This is a genomic window from Aliiroseovarius sp. (assembly GCF_965228805.1).
Classification (GTDB): Bacteria; Pseudomonadota; Alphaproteobacteria; order Rhodobacterales; family Rhodobacteraceae; genus JASBTN01.
Map to the genome: position 1 here is coordinate 71,647 of NZ_CBDDIE010000003.1, position 17,820 is coordinate 89,466.

General features: G+C 62.5%; 20 protein-coding genes and 1 tRNA gene. 9 read left to right on the forward strand and 12 right to left on the reverse strand.

The window, feature by feature from the left end; genetic code table 11:
* Positions 1-25 precede the first annotated feature (25 nt).
* The gene (locus tag ACO07D_RS01320; RefSeq protein WP_421701127.1) at positions 26-949 is read right to left on the reverse strand and encodes a hypothetical protein; all 924 of its coding nucleotides are present in this window, start codon (positions 947-949) and stop codon (positions 26-28) included.
* Positions 950-1,008: 59 nt separating this feature from the next.
* Between ACO07D_RS01320 and ACO07D_RS01325 the strand changes: the two genes are divergently transcribed.
* Positions 1,009-1,767, forward strand: coding sequence for a DUF5131 family protein (locus tag ACO07D_RS01325; protein ID WP_421701129.1), 759 nt, complete (start codon positions 1,009-1,011; stop codon positions 1,765-1,767).
* Between the two features lie 84 nt (positions 1,768-1,851).
* Positions 1,852-2,982 carry a three-Cys-motif partner protein TcmP gene (gene tcmP / locus ACO07D_RS01330; protein WP_421701130.1) on the forward strand — a complete coding sequence of 377 codons (1,131 nt, stop codon included), beginning with the start codon at positions 1,852-1,854 and terminating at the stop codon, positions 2,980-2,982.
* Between the two features lie 246 nt (positions 2,983-3,228).
* Here tcmP and ACO07D_RS01335 read toward each other — a convergent pair.
* The 7 genes from ACO07D_RS01335 to ACO07D_RS01365 all read right to left on the reverse strand — a co-directional run bounded on the left by ACO07D_RS01335 (position 3,229) and on the right by ACO07D_RS01365 (position 9,702).
* Positions 3,229-3,303 (reverse strand) — tRNA-Gln (locus ACO07D_RS01335).
* Between the two features lie 112 nt (positions 3,304-3,415).
* Positions 3,416-4,240 carry a 3-deoxy-8-phosphooctulonate synthase gene (kdsA, locus tag ACO07D_RS01340; RefSeq protein WP_421701131.1) on the reverse strand — a complete coding sequence of 275 codons (825 nt, stop codon included), beginning with the start codon at positions 4,238-4,240 and terminating at the stop codon, positions 3,416-3,418.
* Positions 4,240-5,973 carry a capsule biosynthesis protein gene (locus ACO07D_RS01345; protein ID WP_421701132.1) on the reverse strand — a complete coding sequence of 578 codons (1,734 nt, stop codon included), beginning with the start codon at positions 5,971-5,973 and terminating at the stop codon, positions 4,240-4,242. The genes kdsA and ACO07D_RS01345 overlap by 1 nt, the downstream gene beginning before the upstream one ends.
* Positions 5,951-6,610 (reverse strand): ABC transporter ATP-binding protein, encoded by a 660-nt coding sequence (locus ACO07D_RS01350; protein WP_421701133.1) that lies wholly within the window; start codon positions 6,608-6,610, stop codon positions 5,951-5,953. Before ACO07D_RS01350 ends, ACO07D_RS01345 begins: the two co-directional genes overlap by 23 nt.
* 207 nt (positions 6,611-6,817) lie before the next feature.
* Entirely contained in the window at positions 6,818-8,116 is a 1,299-nt protein-coding gene (locus ACO07D_RS01355; RefSeq protein ID WP_421701134.1) for a Na+/H+ antiporter NhaA, read from the reverse strand.
* A gap of 196 nt (positions 8,117-8,312) precedes the next feature.
* Positions 8,313-9,356 carry a permease gene (locus ACO07D_RS01360; protein WP_421701135.1) on the reverse strand — a complete coding sequence of 348 codons (1,044 nt, stop codon included), beginning with the start codon at positions 9,354-9,356 and terminating at the stop codon, positions 8,313-8,315.
* Positions 9,349-9,702, reverse strand: coding sequence for an ArsR/SmtB family transcription factor (locus ACO07D_RS01365; RefSeq protein WP_421701136.1), 354 nt, complete (start codon positions 9,700-9,702; stop codon positions 9,349-9,351). Before ACO07D_RS01365 ends, ACO07D_RS01360 begins: the two co-directional genes overlap by 8 nt.
* 107 nt (positions 9,703-9,809) lie before the next feature.
* Here ACO07D_RS01365 and ACO07D_RS01370 point away from each other — a divergent pair, with 107 nt between their 5' ends.
* Together ACO07D_RS01370 and ACO07D_RS01375 are read left to right on the forward strand one after the other, a co-directional pair.
* Positions 9,810-10,394, forward strand: a complete 585-nt coding sequence (locus tag ACO07D_RS01370) for a uracil-DNA glycosylase family protein (protein WP_421701137.1) — start codon at positions 9,810-9,812, stop codon at positions 10,392-10,394.
* A complete protein-coding gene (locus tag ACO07D_RS01375) occupies positions 10,391-11,197 on the forward strand; it encodes an SseB family protein (RefSeq protein WP_421701138.1) in 807 nt (268 codons plus the stop codon). Before ACO07D_RS01370 ends, ACO07D_RS01375 begins: the two co-directional genes overlap by 4 nt.
* 4 nt (positions 11,198-11,201) lie before the next feature.
* Here the strand turns inward: ACO07D_RS01375 and ACO07D_RS01380 are convergent, their stop codons facing one another.
* A complete protein-coding gene (locus ACO07D_RS01380) occupies positions 11,202-11,699 on the reverse strand; it encodes a CAP domain-containing protein (protein WP_421701139.1) in 498 nt (165 codons plus the stop codon).
* A gap of 123 nt (positions 11,700-11,822) precedes the next feature.
* A complete protein-coding gene (locus ACO07D_RS01385; protein WP_421701140.1) occupies positions 11,823-12,071 on the reverse strand; it encodes an accessory factor UbiK family protein in 249 nt (82 codons plus the stop codon).
* Between the two features lie 94 nt (positions 12,072-12,165).
* Here ACO07D_RS01385 and lgt point away from each other — a divergent pair, with 94 nt between their 5' ends.
* The 5 genes from lgt (at position 12,166) to ACO07D_RS01410 (ending at position 15,879) form a co-directional block, all read left to right on the forward strand.
* Positions 12,166-13,059, forward strand: a complete 894-nt coding sequence (gene lgt, locus ACO07D_RS01390) for a prolipoprotein diacylglyceryl transferase (protein ID WP_421701141.1) — start codon at positions 12,166-12,168, stop codon at positions 13,057-13,059.
* Positions 13,056-14,123, forward strand: a complete 1,068-nt coding sequence (locus ACO07D_RS01395) for a class I SAM-dependent methyltransferase (protein ID WP_421701142.1) — start codon at positions 13,056-13,058, stop codon at positions 14,121-14,123. Before lgt ends, ACO07D_RS01395 begins: the two co-directional genes overlap by 4 nt.
* Positions 14,113-14,868 carry a peptidoglycan editing factor PgeF gene (gene pgeF / locus ACO07D_RS01400; protein ID WP_421701143.1) on the forward strand — a complete coding sequence of 252 codons (756 nt, stop codon included), beginning with the start codon at positions 14,113-14,115 and terminating at the stop codon, positions 14,866-14,868. Before ACO07D_RS01395 ends, pgeF begins: the two co-directional genes overlap by 11 nt.
* A gap of 268 nt (positions 14,869-15,136) precedes the next feature.
* Positions 15,137-15,265, forward strand: a complete 129-nt coding sequence (locus tag ACO07D_RS01405; RefSeq protein WP_421701144.1) for a hypothetical protein — start codon at positions 15,137-15,139, stop codon at positions 15,263-15,265.
* Positions 15,266-15,408: 143 nt separating this feature from the next.
* Positions 15,409-15,879, forward strand: coding sequence for a DM13 domain-containing protein (locus ACO07D_RS01410; protein ID WP_421701145.1), 471 nt, complete (start codon positions 15,409-15,411; stop codon positions 15,877-15,879).
* A 3-nt stretch (positions 15,880-15,882) separates the two neighbouring features.
* Here ACO07D_RS01410 and ACO07D_RS01415 read toward each other — a convergent pair whose 3' ends face one another.
* Both ACO07D_RS01415 and ACO07D_RS01420 read right to left on the reverse strand, forming a co-directional pair.
* A complete protein-coding gene (locus ACO07D_RS01415) occupies positions 15,883-16,383 on the reverse strand; it encodes an Lrp/AsnC family transcriptional regulator (RefSeq protein ID WP_421701146.1) in 501 nt (166 codons plus the stop codon).
* A gap of 115 nt (positions 16,384-16,498) precedes the next feature.
* Entirely contained in the window at positions 16,499-17,665 is a 1,167-nt protein-coding gene (locus ACO07D_RS01420; RefSeq protein WP_421701147.1) for a benzoate/H(+) symporter BenE family transporter, read from the reverse strand.
* Positions 17,666-17,820 lie beyond the last annotated feature (155 nt).

Sequence of the window (17,820 nt, forward strand, 5' to 3'; positions counted from 1 at the left end):
AAGGGATTGCACGCCATTGACCATGCTACTGAAACCTATCCAAACGGAATGCACGTATGCCCTCAGGTGCTTTGTCGATAACAATGCAGGTTTTTTCAAGAAACGGTGAATAGCTCCAAAACCAGTCCATTATCGTGCTGGTCTTCTCTTGGAGTTCTTTGGAGTGGGGGATCAAGTTGCCTAGTGTTTGCCAATTGGTCTCGTCTCTCAGGCTTGTTCCGAGCTCCGCCAGCATCCCAACAGCAAGGTCCGGAATAGCCACAAAGTCCTCGAACATCCGGTCATGTAAATCATCCTCAGTTGACACTAGCGCGAACTGCCTAATTGGCTTTTGCGAAGAGAGAGCGCATAACCTTGCTGACAATGAAAGCATGTCATCGTGATAGTTTTCGTTTGCGATGAAAGGATCTTGATCGGTCACCCATGAGACATTCGAGTTGGGCCTAAGCCACTTTGCTGACACCGCAGAAAACAGCAGCGCCTTCATAAAGGCATCGTCGAACCCCTTATCTGACCATTTCCCCTTTAGTGATGCTAGCAGTGGACCGCCCTTAGCCGCCTTGTTCAGTGGAAAGAGACGCTTGTCGACCATAAAACACACAAGTTTCCCATGCAAAGCGTCCGTTGCCTGTAAGAAAGGTTCGAGGGCATCCCGCGTGTAGGAGTTGTTCAGTCTTTTAAAAGAAATTCTCCGACCATCCCCGAGAAATGCATCCCGGACAGAAGTTCGAAGGGAGTTCCAAGGAGCCATCCCGCGACCACATACCAAATAGCCAAAAACAAGAAATCGGCTTCCCTTGTGGTACCCGCCAAAGTCTGATCCGACGAACATGTTCTCCTCTATTCGGCTCGGAGGGGCACAGGCACTGAGAACCTTATCGATTGTCTTTAACCACGGGAAGATACGGACCATTGCGCCACCACGGCGGAATTCTGACTTCAAAGACACTACACGGCTTCCTTTCTTCCGGTTTAAAATCTAGAGTTGAACAAAGTGGTGGATCGAGAATGGCCCAAAAATCCGATATTGAATGGACAGATGCAACCTGGAACCCAGTGACTGGATGTATCAAGGTCGGGCCAGGCTGCGACAACTGCTACGCTGAACGCTTTGCTGAGAGGTGGCGTGGCATTCCTGGCCATCCCTACGAACAGGGGTTTGACCTTCGTCTATGGCCCGCTCGTCTGGCCCAGCCATCCATCTGGAAAAAACCGCGAATGATCTTCGTTAACTCGATGAGCGACCTGTTCCAAAAGGAGATCGATCGAGACTTTGTCGACCAGGTGTTTGACGCCATGGAGAAGGCCAACTGGCACGTTTACCAGGTTCTTACCAAGCGTAGTTCCTTGATGATGAAGTACGTTCAGAATCGATATGCTGGAGGCAAGGTGCCCTCCCACATCTGGCTCGGTGTGTCGGTCGAAGACCGTGCACACGCAGGCCGCATTGAACATCTGCGCAAAATCAACTCGCCCGCGCGGTTTATTTCCTTTGAGCCATTGCTCGGTGCCGTTGGAGATGTAGACCTATCTGGCATTGCTTGGGCGATTGTAGGAGGCGAGAGCGGCCCCAAAGCCCGCCCTATGCATCCGGAGTGGGCAACTGAAATCAGGGATATTTGCGCGCGTGACGACGTGGCGTTCTTTTTCAAACAATGGGGCGGTGCTCGCCCAAAATCCAATGGCCGCCTTCTCGATGGCGAAGAATGGAATGGGTTTCCAACTCAAGTCGTTCCCGCGCCTATCCTGGAAGCCCTACGCTCCTAACTGCCGCCACAGAACGTGCAACTCGCTTGAATTGCAGAATCAATGAATGGTTGTTTTAGTGTTCCCGAATTCAAGGGGGCATTTATGAACGGTTTATACAAGGACCGCGAGCAGACAGAGGCTAAACACGAGATTCTTCGCCGTTATCTGGAGAGCTTTGCACACAAAGTTGGGCGCACCTATGAAACGATCGACTACGTCGATGCCTTTTGTGGCCCTTGGGAAGAGAGGGACAGCAAAGATCTCAGCGACACATCCATTGCGATCGCACTAGGGAAGCTTCAAAGCGTTGCGGAAACTCTTGATACCAACGGGCGGAAGCGCATCCGCTGCATCTTCAACGAGAAAACCGCAAAGTCCTTTGCCAAACTTCAAGCCTATGTGGAAGCTAATCGCGGAAAGTTCCCTCTTCTTGAGATCCACACTCTGCACGGAACGTTCGAAAACAACGCTGGAAAAATCAAGGAGCTGGCAACGCACAAATTCATGCTCTTGTTCGTCGATCCAACGGGTTGGAGCGGGTTCTCGCCAGACGCACTAGGCACTCTGATCGGCCAGCGAAACTCCGAAGTCATCATCAACTTCATGCGCAGTTTCATCGTTCGGCACCTTTGCCCACCTGGCCCAGAGCAAATGGACCGTTTAACCGACTTGCTTGGAGAGAAACGCGCCAAGCGGCTGGCAGGGCAACATTTGCCAATCACAAAAATCGAGGAAGAACTGTTTGAGGTTTTGAAAGATGACCTCGGGTTTCGCTTTGCAGCAAAGTCACCAATTCACAACCCTGATAAGGATCAGGTTCACTTTCACCTCTTCTATGGGACCCACCATCCTGCCGGGATGCAAGTCATGCGTGACGCCGAATACAAGGCGCTGTCGCAACACGACAGGAATCGGTTTGAGAAGAAGGAAGATCAATACCAGTTTAGCCTGTTTGGGGAAGACCTCGAGGTCCAGGGCCCCTACCTCCAAGCCCGGCAGGAACATGCTTCAGGTTTAGCGGGCGCTATCTTGAAAAGACTTCAGACTTCATCCCCGAGTTTGAAATTTGCGACCCTCCGCGCAGAAATGCAGGAGACGCATTATCTAAAGGAAGCGGAGATTAAGGACGTGGTGGTCGAACTTGCGGATGCAGGAAAGATCGAGCCTACTTGGAAACTGAGGAAAGGCCGTCGACCAAAGGATGATGACTGCATCTATTTAAAGCGCCGTTGAGACGGGTGTTTACTAGCGGGTCTTGAAAATCTCTTTGCTGCAAGAAAGCGTGTCATTTACTGCGGAAAAGCGTGGCGAGCTACAGCGCTAATTGTCTCTGGTCACCTTCAAGCCGACATTCAATCCGGTTTTAAAATGGTGTCTGGGTTCGCCTGCAAAATTGGCCTACTGCAAGAATGTGTGTCATTTACTGCGGAAATGTGTGGCGAGCTACATCGCTCTTACGTCTGTCTTTCAAAGGGAAGGTGGCTGGGGTGGTAGGATTCGAACCTACGGTACGCGGTACCAAAAACCGTTGCCTTACCACTTGGCTACACCCCAACGGTGGAGGCTTATCTAGTCAAAGCCGGGCGGGGGTGCAAGAGCAAAAAACACAAAATCGCGCGGTTTTCTCGACCGGCGACATAGCGGGCTGAGCGGGGTGGCACAGCCGCTAGCCATACCCCTTTGTCAACGCATCCAGAGCCGCCAGGCGAGTGATCAGCGCAGGCATCTGGTCCAGTTCAATCATGTTGGGTCCGTCCGAGGGCGCATGGTCCGGATCCGGGTGTGTTTCGATGAACAGGCCTGCCACGCCAACCGCCGCGGCAGCGCGCGCCAGGACCGGGGCGAACTCCCGTTGGCCACCAGTTGACCCACCCTGCCCGCCCGGCATCTGCACCGCGTGGGTGGCGTCCATGATCACTGGATACCCACTGGCAGCCATTTGCGGCAGGGCGCGCATATCCGCAACCAAGGTATTGTAGCCGAAGCTGGTGCCGCGTTCGGTCAGCAGGATGCGATCATTGCCGGTAGAGGCAACTTTGGCCGCCACGTGCTCCATGTCCCAGGGGGCGAGGAACTGACCTTTCTTGATGTTGACCACGGCGTCGGTCCGGCCAGCCGCCAGCAGCAAGTCGGTCTGTCGACACAGGAAGGCGGGGATCTGCAGCACATCGGCCACCTCGGCCACCGGGGCGCATTGGTCAGGCGCATGCACATCGGTCAGAACCGGCAGTCCAAGGCGCGACTTGACGCCCGCCAGCATCTCCAACCCCTCGTGCATACCCGGCCCGCGCTGGCCATCGATCGAGGTGCGGTTGGCCTTGTCAAAGCTGGCCTTGAAGACATAGCCCAGCCCGGCAGCCTCACAGGCCCGCGCCACTGTTTCGGCAATGTGCAACGCGTGATCCAACCCTTCCAACTGGCAAGGCCCGGCGATCACGGTCAGGGGCAGGTCATTGCCGATCTGCCCCCCGCCGACAGACACATGCTGCATCACGCAGAGACCTGTTCGCGCAGGATCGATGCGGTCAGCGAGGCCATCAGATAGATGCCCGAAAAGATCAGGAAGGCGAGGACCGTGTTTTCGAAGGAACGCGGATAGGTCGGGCTGTCCGGCGCGGTCGGGTTCACGTTGGTTTCCAGATAGCGGGTCTGCTTGTTGGCTTCCACACGCGCGATCTCGAGCTGTTGCAGCGACTGCTGCATCAGGGCGGCGCGGGTCAGCACCAGGGTCTCGGCCTCGGCGAGCTGGCCCTGGATTCGCGCAAGCTTGTCCACTCTGCGCCGCAGCTCGGCAATCTGGGCGGTGAGGATGCGAATCTCATCCTGCACCGCAGACAGCTGCGCCTGGTTGGGGCGCGAGTTGTTCTTCAACCGCTCTTCCTTCAGCTGCTGGTCCAGCAGCAAGGTTTCCAGGTTCGAGATCTGCCCCATCAACAGGCTGCCTTCCCCGGTCGGGTCCAGCACCTGGCGTTCGATCTGCAACCGCTCTTTTTCGGCCAGGGCTTCAAGCCACTTGGCCTCGGCCTCCTCAAAGCCCTCCTGTGCGCCTTTCATCTGGTCGGCGCGCTTGCGCAGGGTCAGGTTGTCGACCTTTTCCTCTGCATAGGAAATCAGGATCTCGGAGTAACGCTGGCTGGTCTGCGGGTCGGCGGCGATCACCTCCATCTTGAGGATGCCCTCGGTCGGGTCATACCCGATCTTCACGTTGCGCTTGTAGAGCTTGTATGCGTCCTCGTCGCTGGCCCCCTCATCCAGGCGCTGGATCGGGTCGATCGACGGGTCCGCAAAATGTGCCTTGAACCCCTCGTCCGCATCCAGCCGCTGCATCGCCTCGCGTGACAAGAGGTAGCCCTGAACGCCGATACTGTCCGGCGACCCCAGGCCAGCGGATTGCAGGAAGCTGCCAGCCCCCGAGCCGACGCCGCCATCGGCGTTCTGGATCACGAATTCGGATTTGGTGGCATACATCGGTGTGGCCACGGCGTAGTAATAGTACCCGGCAAAAATCGTCGGCAGGAAGACGAAGAAGGCCAACCGGATCAACAGCAGCATCGACTTGCGACGCCGCCGCTTGGCGATGTCGAGCTGGATTTCCATCACCGACTTGGCACGTTCGGCAGCGTCCATCACCCGGGTCGAGGGCACGTTCTGTTCCGGCTGTTTCACCGTCTGCGGCAGCTGGACCTGCTTCTCGGCGGGTTTGGCGCCCTCAGGGCTGACCAGCTCCAGCATGGTGGCGCGTTGGAACGGGTCGATGCCCGCCTTGCGCAACAGGCGCACCGCATCAAAGTCCGAGGTCGCAGGCATCCCGTGCTTCTGCGCCACCCGACGCGCCATGCGCAGCTGGCGCCCGGTCAGGCCTTCCTTGCGGATCGCGGCGATCTCGGCCTCGGCGCCCACCTCACCGGCGTTTTCGACCGTGCCGGATTTGGCGGCGGCCTGAGAGGTCATGGGCCCGGAGGGGAAACCGTCTTCCTGCGGACCCAGGGCGGCCTCTTCCAGCGGGTTCAGCTTGCGCGGCTTGGCCCGGCCCCTCTGGGCAGCTGCGGGGGCAGCCGCCTGTTCGGGTGTTGTGACCTCGGGCCGTTCGCCCCCGGCCACACCGGCTGCGGTCGCGCGGGCCGGACCGGAAGCAGCTCCGCCCCGCCCGGGCGCCTCACCCGAGTTCCCCACCGGGGCGGCCCGGCGGATGCGGAATTTCTTAGCCTTGGGTTTGGTAGTCATAGAGCTGTTTCGCTTCTTCCAAGGTGTCGAACTGATAGAGCTGCCCATCTCTCAGGACCGCTGCCGAGCGACAGAATTTCTCTAGCGTCTGCGCCTGGTGCGAGACGACGATGACCGTTGCGTTTTCCAGCCGCTGGCGCAGCACATCCCCGGCCTTGCGGTTGAACTCGGCATCCGTGGTCTGCGGCATGCCTTCGTCGATCAGGTAGATGTCGAATTCCAGCGCCAGCAGCAGCGCAAAGGTGAACCGGGCGCGCATGCCCTGGGAATAGGTGGCGACCGGGAAGTCATAATACTCCTCAAGCCCGCAAAGCCAGCGGGTAAACGCCTCCAGATAATCCGGGTCGAGCCCATAAAGCCGCGCCACATAGCGCGCGTTTTCCTTGGCCGAGAGCTTGCCAATCACCCCACCCATGAAGCCTAGCGGGAAAGACACACGGCAATTGCGCCGCACCTCACCCTCATCCGGCTTCTCAAGCCCGGCCATCATGTTCACGATCGTGGTCTTGCCAGTGCCGTTCGGCGCGAGGATACCCATCGAATTGCCCAGCTCCACGCGAAACGACGCCTGATCAAGGATGACCTTGCGCTGCTTGCCGGTCCAGAAGGACTTGCTGACATTGATGAATTCGAGCATTCACGCGCTCCGAACTGCTACTGCCTCGTTGCTCTGTTTTAGACGAGCTTTGTTAACGTTGAGCTATAGAGGGCCATTTGGGCAGCATTATGTCCGAAAAAACCCCCGAAACACAACGGGTTCGGGGGCTTGTCGGCCAGTTTGCGGCGCAAATTCGGCGTTTTTTGTGTCCCGGACAGCAACAATCGCCCGGGAATCGGGGCCGGATCAGGCGTTCTGTTTCTCGACCCGGAACAGTTTTCCGGCCCAGAGCGACAGGAACACGGCACTGAAACTGAACAGCGCGCCCATCTTGGCCGCGTCCTGCGTCGGCCCCGGATCGAAGGCCACCGAGGCCACGAAGAGCGAGACAGTAAAGCCGATGGCTGCGATGAACCCGACCACCACAAGGTCGATGATGCGCATCCCCTGTGGCAGACCCAACCGCAGGACCGAGGCCGCAATCCAGCCGAACAGCAGAATGCCCACCGGCTTGCCGATGATCAGGCCCGCCAGCACAAGCCAGGTCGCCTCTCCAATGGCGTTGAAAGTCACGCCCGCGTTCAGAAGGCCGAAGAAGAACAGAACGATCTCGACCGGCCATTGCAGCGCGTGTTCCATTTCATTGAGCAGGTCATGCAGGTATTTCTCGGCCTCGGCGAAGATGCCGAAGGCGCGGTCAGCGTGCGGGATGGCGGGCACCACGGGCAAGAGGCCCAGCGCCGGGTGGATGCCCGATTGGGCAAAGCCGAACCAGCTGATCGCCCCGGCCAGCGCATAGGGCCAGAAGCTGAGTTTCTGGCGCACCCAGGTCGAGGCCGGACGCTCCTGCTTGCCACGATCCATGCGGCGCGGCAGCCAGTTGAAAAAGATGAAGGCGGCGGCCGAGGCGGCGACCGACAGGCCCAGCCATTCGACCGCCAGGTCGCCGGACGGGTAGAAGATCGCCAGAATGATCAGCCCGGCGGCGTCATCGGCAATGGCCAGGAGCAGCAGGAAACGCACCGCCGGGTGGCCTGCGCCAAAGACGATGCGACCCACCAGATAGCTGAACGCGATGTCGGTCGCGGTGGGGATCGCCCAGCCACGCGACACGGCGTCATAGACGTCGCTGCCCAAAAATGCGGCAAGTCCCAGGTAGACCGCGATCGGGCCGAACATGCCGCCCGCCGTCGCCACCAGTGGCGTTGCCGCCTTCTTGCCGCGCAGCGATCCGTTCTTCAGCGCCACGGCCTCCCAGACCTCCTTGCCGGCGATGGCAAAGAACAGCGCCATCAGGATGTCGTTGATCAGGTAGTGAAAGGTCAGCACCTTGGCCGCGCCACCCGTGTCGAAATGCGCCGCATCCGAACCATAGGCCTTTTGCCAATAGGACAGGTCCAACCCGATCAAGTCATTGAACAGGATCGGATATTCCACGAAGTGGTGGTAGCTGTGCGCGTCGATGTTGGCCCAGATCAACGCGATCAGCGCGCCGCTGATCAGAAGGACCGAATAGGTAGTGATGAAGTTCCAGACGCGATACATGCCGTCCCCCGTATTGCCCCGCCTGTCGCGGGACTCCCCTGATTTACCCGGGTGTTCCCGGTGTCTCCCCGGATGCGTGAGCAGCACCCGTTCGGGCCGGTGGCAGGCGTTCGGGCGCCCCGCTCCTTGTCCGACCCTGATGGTCAGATAGTGGAACGAGGCGCCCGGTCAATGTCAACAGTCAGCGAAACTTGCCTCAGGCGATAACATTCCAGACAAGTCCGGCGGCAACCGCGCCGATGACGGCCAGGCCGAGGTAGGCGGCAAAGACGCGCGGCTTGACCAGGGCCCAGACGGCGATGGCGGCAGGGATGCAGCTGACGCCACCGGCAATGACGAAGGACATCGCGGCACCGTTGGACATGCCCTGTTCCAACAGGCCACCGACCAGCGGCACGGCGGCATAGCCGTTCAGATAGGCAGGCATGCCGACCAAGGCGCCCAGGATGACTGGGCCGATCCCGTCACCGCCCAGCGCGCGGGCGATCATGTCGGCAGGCACATAGCGCAGCATCAGAGCCTCGATCATATAGGCCAGCAACAGCCACTTGCCCAGGAACAGCACATTTTCGATCACCGTTTCGCGGAACGTGCGGCGACGGTCCGCATGGGGCCAGAACTTCCAGACGGTCTTGCCCTGCAGCGGCTTGTCATCGCCGCAGGAGGAGCCACAGCAGCTTTTCACCGGCGCGTTCTTCAGGGGGTCGTCAAAAACAGCGGTGCGGGCGAAGGTCTTGACCATGAAACCGCCGAACAGGCCAAGCGACACGGCCGACACCGCCTTGGCCACCGCAAAGGGCACGCCCAGCGTCCCGGCGGTGATCAGGAACATGGCCGGGTCCATCAGCGGCGACGACAGCCAGAAGGCCATGACCGCAGACAACGGCGCACCCACCGCCAGCATGGCGGCGATGAAAGGAATGACCTCGCAGGAGCAGAAGGGCGACAGCCCGCCCATCATCGCGGCCATGACGATCATATGCGTCTCGCGCCCCTCAAAGGCCTTGGCCAGCAGGTTCTCGGCCCCGGTCGCCTTCATGTAGCCCACGGCGAGCACGGCGAAGATGATGAAAATGCCGGTATGGCCAATGGCCCCGGCGGCGAAGGTCAGCATCGGCCAGACCTCGGCCGGGTCGAAGATCGCCAGGACTACGGGGATCAGCAATATCGTGACCCAGGCCTTGTCGACCTTCCAGGTGCGGCCCGTGGGTTGGGTGTTCGGTTGTGTCGTGTCAGCCATGGTGGTGCAGGCCTCTGTCCTCTGGCGCGCAATCGGCGCAGCATTCGTTCAATAGGTAGTCGGAGAGAGCCTGCATGACCTCCATCTGCGCGGCCACGCAGATGATGGAGCGGCCCTGTTTTTCCTGGGTGACCAGGCCGGCACCGGCCAGGATCTTCATGTGATGGGTGAGGGTCGAGCCCGACACGCCGGAGCGTTTGCCAAGCTCACCGATGCTCAGCCCCTTGGGCCCGGCCCGCACCAGCGTGCGCAGGACCTCAAGACGTTGCTCACTGCCCAGCGCCGCGAAGGAGCTGGCAACGACTTCCACGGACAGCCCGTGGGTGGAGGGAGATTCGTGTTTCATATTTCTAGAAATATCGAAATAATGCCGTGACGCAAGCTTTATTTCGAGAGCCATCGAAATAACTGCACCACCTTGTTCCCCCCTCCCGGGCGCCCTACCCTGCCCCCATGCCCGCGCTTACCGATGAGATCTCGGCCTGCCGCCTCTGCGCCGACCGCTTCGCCGCGACCCATACAGGCCACGCGCCCCGCCCGGTGGCCTGGTTCCAACCCGGAGCGCGCATTCGCGTGATCGGCCAGGCGCCGGGGTTACGGGTGCATGAGACGGGCATTCCCTTCAACGACCGCTCCGGCGACCGGCTGCGTGACTGGATGGGTGTGGATCGCGAGACCTTCTATGACCGCGACCGGATCGCCGTGACGCCGATGGGCTTCTGCTTTCCGGGCTATGACGCCAAGGGATCGGACCTACCGCCGCCGAAGATCTGCGCTGAAACCTGGGCCGACCGGGTCGACGCGGCCCTGGGCGACGTTCCCCTGACCCTGCTGGTCGGCGGCTATGCCCACAAGTGGCACCTGGGCACGAAAACCGGTGTAACCGAAACCGTCGAAGGCTGGCGCGCCCATGCGCCGCGGCTCTTTCCCTTGCCACATCCGTCCTGGCGCAATACGGGATGGCTGAAGAAGAACCCCTGGTTCGAGGCAGAGCTGTTGCCCGCCCTTCGAACCCGCATATCCGAGGTGCTTGCATGACCGATCCCACCAGCGACGACCTGACCCGGCTCGACGCCGCCCATGCCGAGATGCAGGCGAACCTGGAAGACGACGCCGCGCGGCTGCGGTTCTATGAACGGCTGGCGGATGGCGAGCTGTTCCTGCTGCTGACCCGCGAGGCCGAGGGCGACAGCCTGGATCCGGAGCTCTTTGAGCTGGAAGGCGAGAAGTTCGTGCTGGTGTTCGACCGCGAAGACCGGTTGACGGCCTTTACCGAGACCGCCTCGCCCTATGCCGCCCTGCCGGGGCGCGTGATCGCGGGCATGCTGGCAGGCCAAGGCATTGGCCTGGGGGTCAACCTGGGCGTCGCGCCCTCGTCCATCCTGATCCCGGCCGAGGCGATGGGCTGGCTGGCCGAAACCCTGGGCCATGGCCCGGAACGGGTCGAGGCGCGCATTACCGAAGTTTCCGCCCCTGGCGCCCTGCCTGAGGGCCTCTTGAAGGGGCTGGATGCGAAGCTGGCCACCGCCGGCGGGCTGGCGCGCTGCGCCTGTGTGGTCGGCGTAATCTATGAGGATGGGCGCAAGGGCCATCTGCTGGGCTTCATCGACCCGGTTGCGGGTGCCGAGGCCGCACTGGCAGGCGCCGTCAGCGAAGCGCTGACCTTCTCGGGCATCGAGGCCGGGCAGCTGGATGTCGGCTTCTTCTCAAGCGAAGACAAGGCGGGCGAAAGCCTGATGCGCCATGGGCTGCGCTATGACCTGCCCGAACCGGCCAGGCAGGAGCCCTCTGCCCCGCAACCGCCGGGCATGGATCCGGCGAAACCGCCAATCCTGAAATAGACCCTCAGCAGGGCTCTGCCAGCACCAGGACCCAGACCGGTTTGCCCTCGACCACCGCCAGGCCAAGCCCGTAGTCGCGCAGCTTGGCGCGCGACAGGTTGGCACGGTGGGCGGGCGAAGCAAGCCAGGCCTGAACCGCCGCCGTACCGGAGCGCTGGTTCACACCAATATTCTCGGCAGTCAGACAGCTGCGGTAACCCGCCCGCTTCACACGAGTCTTGGGCGTGTTTCCCCCCTGTCCGCGATGCGGATCACGCAGACTGCCGCTCTTGCGCGACAGCCAGCAAGCGTGATCCTGCGCCGCCTTGTCCAGGGTAGCATCGCGCGACAAAGCCCGACGCCCCAGCTGACGCCGCGCGGCTTCGACCTCGGCCGCCGCCTCGGTCAGAAGCGCCTGCGTATTGGGCATCATGTTGCAGGATGCGGCCTGTGCCGCCTGCCCGAACGCGCCAAGACAGACAGTTGCCGCCAGAGCGGCGGCTGCAATGCGATCAAATCTCATGACACCCTCACCGTGAAACACCTCTGCCTAGCAGAGGTAGGCGGGATCGGGCGACACCGCAACGGAAAGGTTAACGCCCGGCGAAGCCTCACCGGGCGCACGTCTGATCCGGGGAAACGGGTATCAGCCCTTGGAGACCTCTTCCAGCGCGGCGATACGCGCCTTCAGCGCCTCGTTTTCTTCGCGCGCCTTCTGGGCCATCAGGCGCACCGCGTCGAACTCCTCGCGGGTCACGAAATCGCGGTCGGCCAGCCAGCGATCCATCCAGCTTTTCATCGCGGTCTCGGCCTCGTCCTTCGCGCCCTGGGCCACGCCCATGGCGTTGGTCATCAGTTGGGAAATATCGTCCAGAACCTTGTTGCGCGTCTGCATGGATGGGCCTCCTTCGTCCAATGACGCCTATATGGGCCCGAACGGGGCAAATCACAAGGTTGACTTGCCCTGCGCGCGCCTGCACCTAACGCATATGATTGCAGCGATCCCCTTCCCCGATATCTCGCCCGAGATCTTCACCATCCCCTTCGGCGACGGCGGGTTTTCCCTGCGCTGGTACGCGGTCGGCTATCTGGTCGGCATTGCCATCGGCTGGTGGATCATCGCCCGGGCGCTGAAGACACTGCGGCTCTGGGGCGCGAATGGCGCACCGATGAGTTCAGAGCAGCTCGAGGCACTGTCGACCTGGATCGTGGTGGGCATTATCGCGGGCGGCCGCCTGGGCTTCGTGCTGTTCTATCAACCCGCACATTACCTGGCGAACCCGGCCGAGATCCTGCAGGTCTGGCAGGGTGGCATGTCCTTCCATGGCGGATTTTTGGGGGTCTGTGCGGCGGTCTGGATGTTCTCGCGTAAGCACGGCCTGGCCACGGCCTCGATCGCCGACCTTCTGGCCATCGCCGCCCCGATCGGCATCGGCCTGGTCCGGTTGACGAATTTCATCAATGCCGAGCTCTGGGGGCGTCCGACCGATGTACCCTGGGGCGTGATTTTCCCCGGCGAGGCCGCACAGTTCTGCCCCGGTTTCACCACCCCCTGCGCGCGTCATCCCAGCCAGCTCTACGAGGCCGCGCTGGAAGGTGCCCTGTTGGCGGCGGTCCTTCTGCACCTCGCGTGGCGGTCTGGATGGCTGAAACGCCCCGGCCTCCTGACCGGTAGCTTCTTTCTGGGTTACGGGTTGGCACGCTTCACCGTCGAGTTCTTCCGCCAGGCCGATGCGCAGTACATTACCCCGGACAACCCCTGGGGCCATGTGATCCGCCTGAGCCCCGAGATCGGCATCACCATGGGCCAGCTCCTGTCTACACCGATGATCCTGATCGGCCTTGCCACCCTGATCTGGGCCGCGCGGAGGCCCGCGTTATGACGGCGCTGAAAGACCTGCTAATCGCCCGCATCACCCAGAGCGGCCCCATCACTGTGGCCGATTACATGGCGGAGTGCCTGCTGCATCCGGAGCACGGCTATTACGCCACCCGCGACCCGCTGGGCGCGGCGGGGGATTTCACCACCGCACCCGAAATCAGCCAGATGTTCGGCGAGGTGGTCGGGCTGGCACTGGCCCAGGCCTGGCTGGACCGCGGCGCACCGGCGCCCTTTACCCTGGCCGAGCTTGGCCCCGGACGTGGCACGCTGATGGGTGACATCCTGCGTGCCACCGTGCGCGTGCCGGGGTTTCATGAGGCCGCGCAGGTCCACCTGGTCGAAGCCTCCCCGACCCTGCGCGCGCTCCAGACCGAGAAGCTCGCGGGCCACGCGCCCACCCATCACGACAGCGCCGAGACCCTGCCCGACCAGCCGCTATTCCTGGTCGCCAACGAGTTCTTCGACGCCCTGCCCGTGCGCCAGTTCGTGCGTGACGAAGACGGGTGGCGCGAACGTCAGATTGGGGTGAAGGCGGGCAAGCTTACGCTGGGTCTGTCCGACCCTCTGCCCGCCCCGTTCCTGAACCACCGGCGCGAAGACACCCAACATGGCGACCTGGTCGAATACTGCCCCACCGCGAGCGCGGTGCTGGCGCCGATCTCGGCCCGAATCCAGGCGCATGGGGGCGTGGCTCTGGTGATCGACTATGGCGAATGGCGCTCCCAGGGCGACACGCTGCAGGCGCTGAAAGCACATGAACCCGTCGCCCCCCTGGCCTACCCCGGCGAGGCCGACCTGACCTGCCACGTCGATTTCGAGGCGCTGATCGCGGCCAGTGACCTGATCCCGGCCCGTGTGGCGCCGCAAGGCCTGTTCCTGGAGCGGCTCGGCATTACCCAGCGCGCCCAGACGCTCGCCAAGGGGCTGAGCGGTCCGGCGCTGGACAGCCATATCGCCGCCCATCGCCGCTTGACGCACCCCGAGGAAATGGGGACGCTCTTCAAGGTGCTCGGCCTGACTCGCGCGGGCGAGCCTTGCATTCCGGGAACAACACATGACGCTTGAAGCCATTACCTCAGACGCTTTCGGGGACCTGCGCCACGGGTTCTTCACCCGCAAGGGCGGCGCCTCGTCGGGGGTCTATGCCGGGCTGAACTGCGGGTCGGGCAGCGATGACATGGCCGAGGCGGTCCAGATCAACCGCACCCGCGTGGCCGAGGCGATGGGCGTGGCGCCCGAAGCCATGGTCGGCGTGCACCAGGTGCATTCGCCCGACGTGGTCGTGGCCGAGGGGCCGCTGGACGACAGGCCAAAGGCCGACGCCGTGGTCACCGCCACCCCCGGCCTGGCCCTGACCATCCTGACCGCCGATTGCGGCCCGGTGCTGTTTGCTGACCGCACCGCCGGTGTCGTGGGCGCAGCCCACGCGGGCTGGAAGGGCGCGCTGGACGGCGTGCTGGAAGCCACGATCAAGGCGATGGTCAGCCTGGGCGCCACCCGCGAGGGCATTACCGCCGTGCTCGGCCCGACAATCTCGCAGGCCAATTACGAGGTGGGCCCCGAGTTCCTGGATCGCTTCCTGGACGTGGATGAGGAAAACCACCGGTTCTTCGTTAACGGCCGGGGCGACAAGTACCAGTTCGACCTGCCGGTCTATTGCCTGACCCGCCTGCGTGCCGCCGGGATCGGCAACGCAGAATGGGTGCGCCACTGCACCTACGGCGACCCGGAGCTGTTCTACTCCTACCGCCGCTCCGTACATCGCGGAGAGCCGGATTACGGTCGGCTGGTCTCGGCCATTCGGTTGTAACCCGCGCGGTCGACCCGCTCTACCGGATCGTGACCGAACTTTGGCAGCCCCCCGCCCCAATCGCGCCCCATTCGCGGAAACAATCGCGCCCCAACTTGCCGAATGTTTCCCACACCCCTTGTTTTCAAGGCCCCGCGTGACCCGCAACATTTCCCGGCCAAATTTCAAAGAATTCTCGAAACCGCCAAACCCCTGCCCGAATCCCGGCCTAGGTTGATCCTCAACACAAGGACAACACCGCCAGAATGGCGAAGATGACGAGGCAGAGATGAAACAGAAGCGCTGGATGAAATGGATCGTGGAAGCCGACACCGATGCGGTGGAACTGCCCTGGGCCCGGGGCGCACGTCGCGCCGCGCGCAAACAGGCCGCCAAGACCCGCGCCCGCGCTGCGTAAGACTTCTCGGTAGCAGAGAGAAAACTGGCCGCCTGCTCCGCTCCGGAGGGCGGCCTTTTTCATGCGCCTCGCCTACATTCATAAAGATTTAGGATAATACCCGCATTTTCCGTACCATGCGTGCAACAACACGGGAGGGTGCAATGCGCCGATTGATCATGTTCCTGGTCACCCATGGGGTGGCGCTGGCGGTGGGCTTTGCCCTGGGCATCTACCTGTTGCCGATCCTGACCGCCCCCCCCTCGCCCGATGCGGCGACGCTGGAGAGCATGTCACAGGACGCGGTCTTTACCGCCGAGTTCACCCGCGACCTGCCGGGCAGCGATTTCCTGCATTGGGGCGAAGGCAGGGTCAGCCTGACGGCGACCCAAATCGTACACGCGGGCGAGCTGTCGCCCGGGCCGGATTACATGGTCTATCTGGTGCCGGAGTTCGTGACGGATGAGGCCAGTTTCGAAGCGGTAAAAAGCCAATCCCTGCGCATTGGTCCCGTGAAGACCTTCGAAGGGTTCGTGCTGGACCTGCCCGAGGGCGCGAACTTGGAAGCCTACAATACCGTCCTGGTCTGGTGCGAGGCCTTCGGCGAGTTCATCTCTGCCGCGCAGTACCGGTAGGGCTCAGGGCGTTTCCGCCAGCCGCGCTTCGAGCACGTCGAAGGGCACGCCGGGATCGTCCTTGGCGTCGCGAATGACCAGCGAGGTCTTGACGCTCGCCACATTGTCCGCCGCCGTCAGCTGCTCGGTCAGGAAGGTCTGGAAGGTCGACAGGTCCGGCGCCACGCATTTCAGGATGAAATCCACCTCGCCGTTCAGCATGTGGCACTCGCGCACCAGCGACCATTCGCGGCACTTTTCCTCGAAGGCGGACAGGTCGACTTCGGCCTGGCTGACCAGCCCGACCATGGCAAAGACCTGTACCTCGAAACCCAGCGCGCGGGCGTCGACATCGGCGTGGTAGCCACGGATATAGCCCGATTCCTCCAGCGTACGCACCCGGCGCAGGCAGGGCGGTGCCGAGATGCCCACCCGTTTGGCCAGCTCGACATTGGTCATGCGCCCGTCGGCCTGCAGCTCAGCAAGAATCATGCGGTCGATCGGGTCAAGTTTGCTGGTGGCCATGCGGGATATCCTGTCAGAAGTTGCGCGAACCTTATCCGCGCGCGCATGAACGCGCAATATTATTTCGCACTCGCGCAACATTCGACATGCCCGGATTTCCGCTCGTTCCGCAGCGTCACGCGCCGCGGCGCGCCCGTGCGGTGCACATATAGACCAACCCGCCGACGGCCAAGCCCCAAACCGGCGCACCGATCCCGGCGACCGAAGCACCCGAGGCGGTGATCAGGAAGGTCACGGCGGCGGCCTCACGGCTGGAGACCTCGTGCAATGCCGCTTGGGCGGAGTTGGCAAAGACGCCCATGAGGGCAATGCCCGCCAAGGTTTCCAGCACCATCGGCGGGGCGGCAGCGGCCAGCGCGGTGATCAGCGCGGCGAAGAGGCCGAAGACCGCATAGAACAGCGCGGCCATGACCGCGGCCCAATAGCGGCGGGCGGCATCCGCGCAGGCGTCATCGCCCGCGCACATCGCGGCGGTGATGGCGGCCAGGCAGGTCTGCGGCGCGCCGAACGGGGCGCCCAATACGCTGACGATACCAACCCCGGCGATCTGCCCACCCGGCGACGGGGTGTACCCGAAGCTGCGCAGAACCGCGATGCCCGGGATATTCTGTGCCGCCATGGTCACGACGAACAGGGGCAGGCCGATGCTGATCGCGCCCTGGAACGTGAACTCGGGCAGGATGAACAGCGGCGCGGTCAGAACCGCGCTCTCCGACAGGATGGACAGGTCGCCCCACAGAAAGGTCACGCCCCCGGCGGCGACAACGGCGGCGGGCACTGCGAAGAGCTTGTTGACCCGCCCGACAAGGAACCAGGTCAGGATGATCGGCAGGGCGGCACGGGGCGCCTCGGCCAGGGCCTCGAACGGCGCGATGCACAGGGATACCAGCACACCCGCCAGCATCGCTTGGGCCAAAGGGGCGGGAATATCAGCGGCAAAGCGGGCAAGCGGCCGCCAGAACCCGGCCACCACGGTCAGAACGCCTGCCAGCAGGAAGCCCCCGACGGCAACGGCAAACCCACCCTCGACCGGGGCGGTGACGGCCAGCAAAGCCACGCCCGGCGTCGACCATGCCGCGCTGATCGGCATGCGGTAGGCCATCGACAGAACCGCGCCTGCAAGCGCCATCGCCAGGGCCGCCGCCATCAGCCCCGCCGCCGCCTGCTGTGGCGAGGCCCCCACACCGGTCAGCCCCTGCAACACGATCGGAAAGGAGCTGAAGAAGCCGACAATGGCCACGACAGCCCCGGTCGATACCGTCTGGAAGGGAGGCAGGGTCATGAATTCTTACCGAAATCCGTTTCGCGCATCGCGGCACTGTGCCAGAGGCGCCAGCGAAGTCAATCGCCCGGTGCGACGCCGCAAAACCACGCCCGCGCTCGCAAATGCGTGAGAGGGGTTTGCCTCGGCCCATGTCAGATATATATGCGGCTGAA